Origin of the sequence: Rahnella sp. Larv3_ips (assembly GCF_003697865.1) — a bacterium.
Lineage (GTDB): Bacteria > Pseudomonadota > Gammaproteobacteria > Enterobacterales > Enterobacteriaceae > Rahnella > Rahnella rivi.
The window spans coordinates 9,286-13,773 of the sequence record NZ_MJIB01000008.1 but is presented as its reverse complement, the minus strand read 5'-3'; the positions used below and the strand labels follow the sequence as shown (position 1 = coordinate 13,773).

At 53.6% G+C, this 4,488-nt stretch carries 9 protein-coding genes; all 9 read left to right on the top strand.

What is annotated here, in order from left to right; all coding sequences use genetic code 11:
• The coding region (locus ED901_RS13300; protein ID WP_240993931.1) for a lysozyme at positions 1-397 on the top strand (397 nt) is incomplete at its 5' end.
• Complete coding sequence (lysB, locus tag ED901_RS13295) at positions 397-822, top strand: Rz-like lysis system protein LysB (protein WP_122096192.1); 426 nt, start codon at positions 397-399, stop codon at positions 820-822. The genes ED901_RS13300 and lysB, both read left to right, overlap by 1 nt.
• A complete protein-coding gene (lysC, locus tag ED901_RS25410) occupies positions 716-955 on the top strand; it encodes an Rz1-like lysis system protein LysC (protein WP_240993930.1) in 240 nt (79 codons plus the stop codon). Before lysB ends, lysC begins: the two co-directional genes overlap by 107 nt.
• Complete coding sequence (locus tag ED901_RS13285; protein ID WP_122096190.1) at positions 918-1,385, top strand: phage tail protein; 468 nt, start codon at positions 918-920, stop codon at positions 1,383-1,385. The genes lysC and ED901_RS13285 overlap by 38 nt, the downstream gene beginning before the upstream one ends.
• A complete protein-coding gene (locus tag ED901_RS13280) occupies positions 1,378-1,836 on the top strand; it encodes a phage virion morphogenesis protein (protein WP_122096189.1) in 459 nt (152 codons plus the stop codon). The genes ED901_RS13285 and ED901_RS13280 overlap by 8 nt, the downstream gene beginning before the upstream one ends.
• A gap of 162 nt (positions 1,837-1,998) precedes the next feature.
• Entirely contained in the window at positions 1,999-2,301 is a 303-nt protein-coding gene (locus ED901_RS13275; protein ID WP_122096188.1) for a hypothetical protein, read from the top strand.
• A gap of 88 nt (positions 2,302-2,389) precedes the next feature.
• Positions 2,390-2,884 (top strand): GNAT family N-acetyltransferase, encoded by a 495-nt coding sequence (locus tag ED901_RS13270; protein WP_161138364.1) that lies wholly within the window; start codon positions 2,390-2,392, stop codon positions 2,882-2,884.
• A 210-nt stretch (positions 2,885-3,094) separates the two neighbouring features.
• Complete coding sequence (locus ED901_RS13265) at positions 3,095-3,604, top strand: GrpB family protein (protein ID WP_122096187.1); 510 nt, start codon at positions 3,095-3,097, stop codon at positions 3,602-3,604.
• A gap of 177 nt (positions 3,605-3,781) precedes the next feature.
• Positions 3,782-4,423, top strand: coding sequence for a phage baseplate assembly protein V (locus ED901_RS13260; protein ID WP_122096186.1), 642 nt, complete (start codon positions 3,782-3,784; stop codon positions 4,421-4,423).
• The last annotated feature ends 65 nt before the right edge of the window (positions 4,424-4,488 follow it).

Sequence of the window (4,488 nt, the reverse complement as noted above, 5' to 3'; positions counted from 1 at the left end):
TGATTTTGAAGGCTGCCGCCTGTCGGCGTACCAGTGCAGCGCGGGCGTCTGGACAAACGGCATCGGGCACACGGCGGGCGTGAAGCCGCAGACGCACATCAGCGAACGTCAGGCCGCCGTGAATCTGGTGGAAGACGTGATGCGGGTGGAGAAAGGCATTGCCCGATGTATGCCGGTTGCCATGCCGCAGCCGGTGTACGACGCCGTGGTGTCCTTTGCCTTCAACGTCGGCGTGACGGCGGCGTGTAAATCCACCCTGGCGTTTTTCATCAACAAGGGCGAATGGCGAAAAGCCTGCGAACAGCTGCCGCGCTGGGTGTTTGTGAGCGGTGTCCGCCTCACCGGACTGGAACGCCGCCGCGCGAATGAGCTGGCCTACTGCCTGCGGGGTGTCTGATGCGCGTTTTAATTTTATTACTGCTGGCAGCCTGCGCGCTGGCGGGGCTGCAAACCTGGCGTATTGGCGGCCTGACTGATAAGGCAGACCAGGCGCAGCGGATCATCGGCACGCTGTCCGCCGGTATCGAAAGCCGCGATAACGCCATTCACCGCCTGAATGAAGACGCCGTGACGCGGGAACGCCAGGAGCAAAGCCTGCGCACCCAGCTCACGCAGGCCGGTCAGCGGGCGCGGGATCGGGAATACACAATTCAAAGGTTAATCAATGAAAATCAGGAAATGCGTGATTGGTATAGCGCTCGCCTGCCTGACGGCATTGGCCGGATGCACGCCCGTCCCGCCTTCGCCAGCGCCGCAGATTATTTACGTTGGCTGTCCGGCGGTGACGAGCTGTCAGATACCGGCAAGCTCACCCGCCACTAACGGCGATTTAAGCAGTGATGTCAGAAACCTGGAGGCCGCGCTAACCGCCTGCGGCCTCCAGGTGGAAGCGGTCAAACAATGCCAGGAGAAACACCGTGTTAAAACCCGCACAGCTACGAAAAGCCCTGACTGACGCCGTGCCGGTGCTGCAAACCAGCCCAGACCAGCTGCGGATGTTTGTGGATAACGGGCGCATCGTTTCCACGTTAGCCAGTTCTCTGTCGTTCGAATATCAGTACCAGGTCGAGCTGCTGATCACCGACTTTACACAGGACAGCGATCTGGTCATGGTGCCCATTCTGGCCTGGCTGCGCGAGCATCAGCCGGACATCATGGCGACGCCGGAAAAGCAGCAGAGCGGCTTTAAGTTTAAGGCCGACATGCTCAACGATGGCAGCTGCGATATTGCCGTTTATTTGCAACTGACCGAGCGCGTGATCGTTAAACAGATTGACGCCGGTCTGCACGTGGAACATTTTCCTGAACCGCCGCTGCCGGAGCCGGTGGAAAGGCCGTGTGAACTGTACCTGCACGGCGAGTTAGTGAGTCAGTGGCATGAGTGAGCTGACCGCGTTTGATACCCGCCTGGCGGGGCTGATTGAGGCACTGTCTCCGCAGAGCCGTAAGGCGATGGCCGCCACCATAGCAAAGCGTCTGCGCAAACATCAGCAACAGCGCATTAAGCGGCAGGTCACGCCGGAGGGGCAGCCGTTCGCCCCGCGTCAGTCACCGCCTTTACGGGATAAGAAAGGCCGCATTAAACGGGAGATGTTCGCCAAACTGCGCACGGCCAAATACATGAAGGCCAAAGGCACGGACAGGGACGCGGTGGTGGAATTCACCGGCCAGGTTCAGCGCATGGCGAAGGTGCATCAGTACGGGCTGCGGGATCGCCCGTCGGTCAGGGCGGAGGAAGTGCGGTATTCGGCGCGCCCGCTGCTGGGAATGGACGCCGAAGACTTGAAAATTGTGGAAGATGAATTGCTCATGCGTATTAGCTCAGACTTCATCTAAAACATCTGTGGCACAGAGCTAAACCTGGTTTGACAGGCGGCTCTGTACCAACAGCGGACATTATATACATCACGATATTTTAATTGATGAGAGCAGATTCAACGGATATTTTAGAAAATTCATGTGGCCAGCATGAGTCTATTCAATAATGGAGATGTATATATGGATAAACACTTTTTTGTGTGTATTTTCGCGCTTGTCGCTTTTTCTGTGGGTGCTGCAGATGGTGGTGCGGGAGGTAAGGGGGCGGATGGTGGAAACGGTGGGTCTATGTCACAACCTGGTAAACCAGGTGCAGACGGAGGAAGGGGTTCTGACGGCGGCAGTTCAGATAATTCACAAGGTAGGGCAGGATGCCCAGGAGGAACGGATCCTGCTGAGAATGGCACTTTTTATCTCCCAGGAACAAAAGAACAATGCAATCCAGGTCCACAGGACTCAACGAAAAGTGCAAATTTTCTGTAATGCATCCTCGTCGTAACTGATTTTATAATTAATCCGACTGGCTGACAGGCTCGGTCGAGGATCCTCATTGGAGATAAAAAATTTGGATATGGAACTCAGTATTCGAGAAGCAATACGTTCTGATCTTGCGATCATTAGTGATTTGGCTCGCGAGCTCAATATCATCCATCATAAAGCGCGCCCAGATATTTATGCTGATGTGACTTTGAATGAGGGAGCAGATGAACCCCATTGGATGGAATTTATCGAAACTGATGATCATGTTGCGTTTATAGCCCGGCATAACTCTCTTCCCATTGGGTTTATTGCAGCGAACATATCAATACCAACAAGTCCACTTCTGAAGCCAGTCCCTGGTTGTAGGATTTGCTCAATATGTGTTCTTGAAATATACAGAGGGCAAGGAGTGGGTAAAGTATTGATGAACAGAGTGCGTGAATGGGCTCTGGCACGTAACGCGCAGGAACTCCGACTGGCTGTTTGGCATTTCAACAAGGCAGCAATCCGCTTGTATGAGGAGTTTGGTTTTGAGGTGCGTGCGCTTGAAATGGGCATGCCGATATCTTCTAAGGGGAAGGCTTGAGCGCCGGCCTCGCTCTCTGTCGGTTAACACACGGGAAGGTGAGTAGAGCATTATCAATGGCGATGACTATTCTGAACTTCCGCTCCTCGCTCTCAGCAGACCTTCAGCTTTACGTGTTTGTCTGCTGTGTGCCAGAAGCGGACATCAAATCATGCTATCAACATAAATGATGGTTTAGTAAAACCTCAAAGAAGTTAACCGGAGTAAAAAATGCGTAGGATCATTGTTGTGGAGTATGAAGAGCAATGGCATACCCGATATGAGGCTGAAAGGGGCTTATTACAGAACACGCTGGGGAAGGTAATTTCACAGGTTCATCATATTGGCAGTACGTCTATACCGGGGCTATCAGCAAAACCAATCATAGATATATTGCTGGAGGTATATGATCTGGATGAGCTGGATAAATTAAACTTTGCAATGGAGCGTGCCGGATACTACGTTCGTGGTGAAAATGGAATTTCAAATCGAAGATATTTCACTAAAGGAGAAGAGCACCGTAGTCATCACGTTCATGCTTTTGGTGTAGGCAATCCTCAAATAGTAAAACATCTGGCGTTCCGCGATTATTTGAGAAAAAACAAGAAAGAAGCTGATGAGTATGCTGAGATAAAGCATGCTGCAGCACTGGCAAGTGAGGATAATATTCCTCTCTATAGTACTCTTAAAGCCGACTTTATCGCTCATCATCTCCGGCTGGCACTTAGAGACTACAAATAGCAAAAGTTACTTTCGGCACAAATGCATGATGTGGTGGTATGTCCGCTCTTCGCTCAAACCAGACTGTCAGATCAAGTCTGAGCTAATACTCTTCAGTCAGTGATCCCCACGTTGTGCCACCCGCTATCAACCCGCCTCAAATTGTATGCTGCCTGACAGGGCGGCATTCTTTTATTCATGAATACATCCATTCCGAAACACGACATTCCGCGCCTGCTGCGCAATCTGATCCGCATTGGCACCGTTGCCGAGGTGGATTTAGTTGCGGGCACCTGTCGCGTGAACACCGGCGGCAACGTCACCGACTGGCTGCACTGGATAACTTCCCGCGCGGGGCGTTCCCGTTCCTGGTGGGCACCGTCCGCCGGTGAACAGGTTCTGCTGTTCTGCCTGGGCGGCGAGCTGGACACCGCCTTTGTGATGCCCGGCGTTTTCTCTGATGAATTTCCCGCCCCGTCCGCCTCGGCGGATGCCGTACACGTTACTTTCCCTGACGGCGCGGTGATCGAGTACGAACCCAAAACCGGCGCGCTGCTGGCAACCGGCATTAAATCAGCCACGGTGAACGCTGCCGATAAGGTGGCTGTCACCGCCCCACTAATCACCTGCACGGCGAAAACCCGCATCACGCTCGACACGCCGGAGGTGGTCTGCACGAAAAAACTCACCACCGGCACTATCGAAATTAAACAGGGCGGCACCATGACAGGCAACCTCACGCACAGCGGCGGCAGCATCACGTCAAACGGCGTTGTTGTGCATACCCATCAACACGGCGGTGTCCAGACGGGCGGCGGCAAAACGCAGGCTCCCTCATGAGTAACGCAAAATACATCGGGCTGGCTCGCGATACGGGGCGCAGCGTCGAAGACCTGGCGCACATT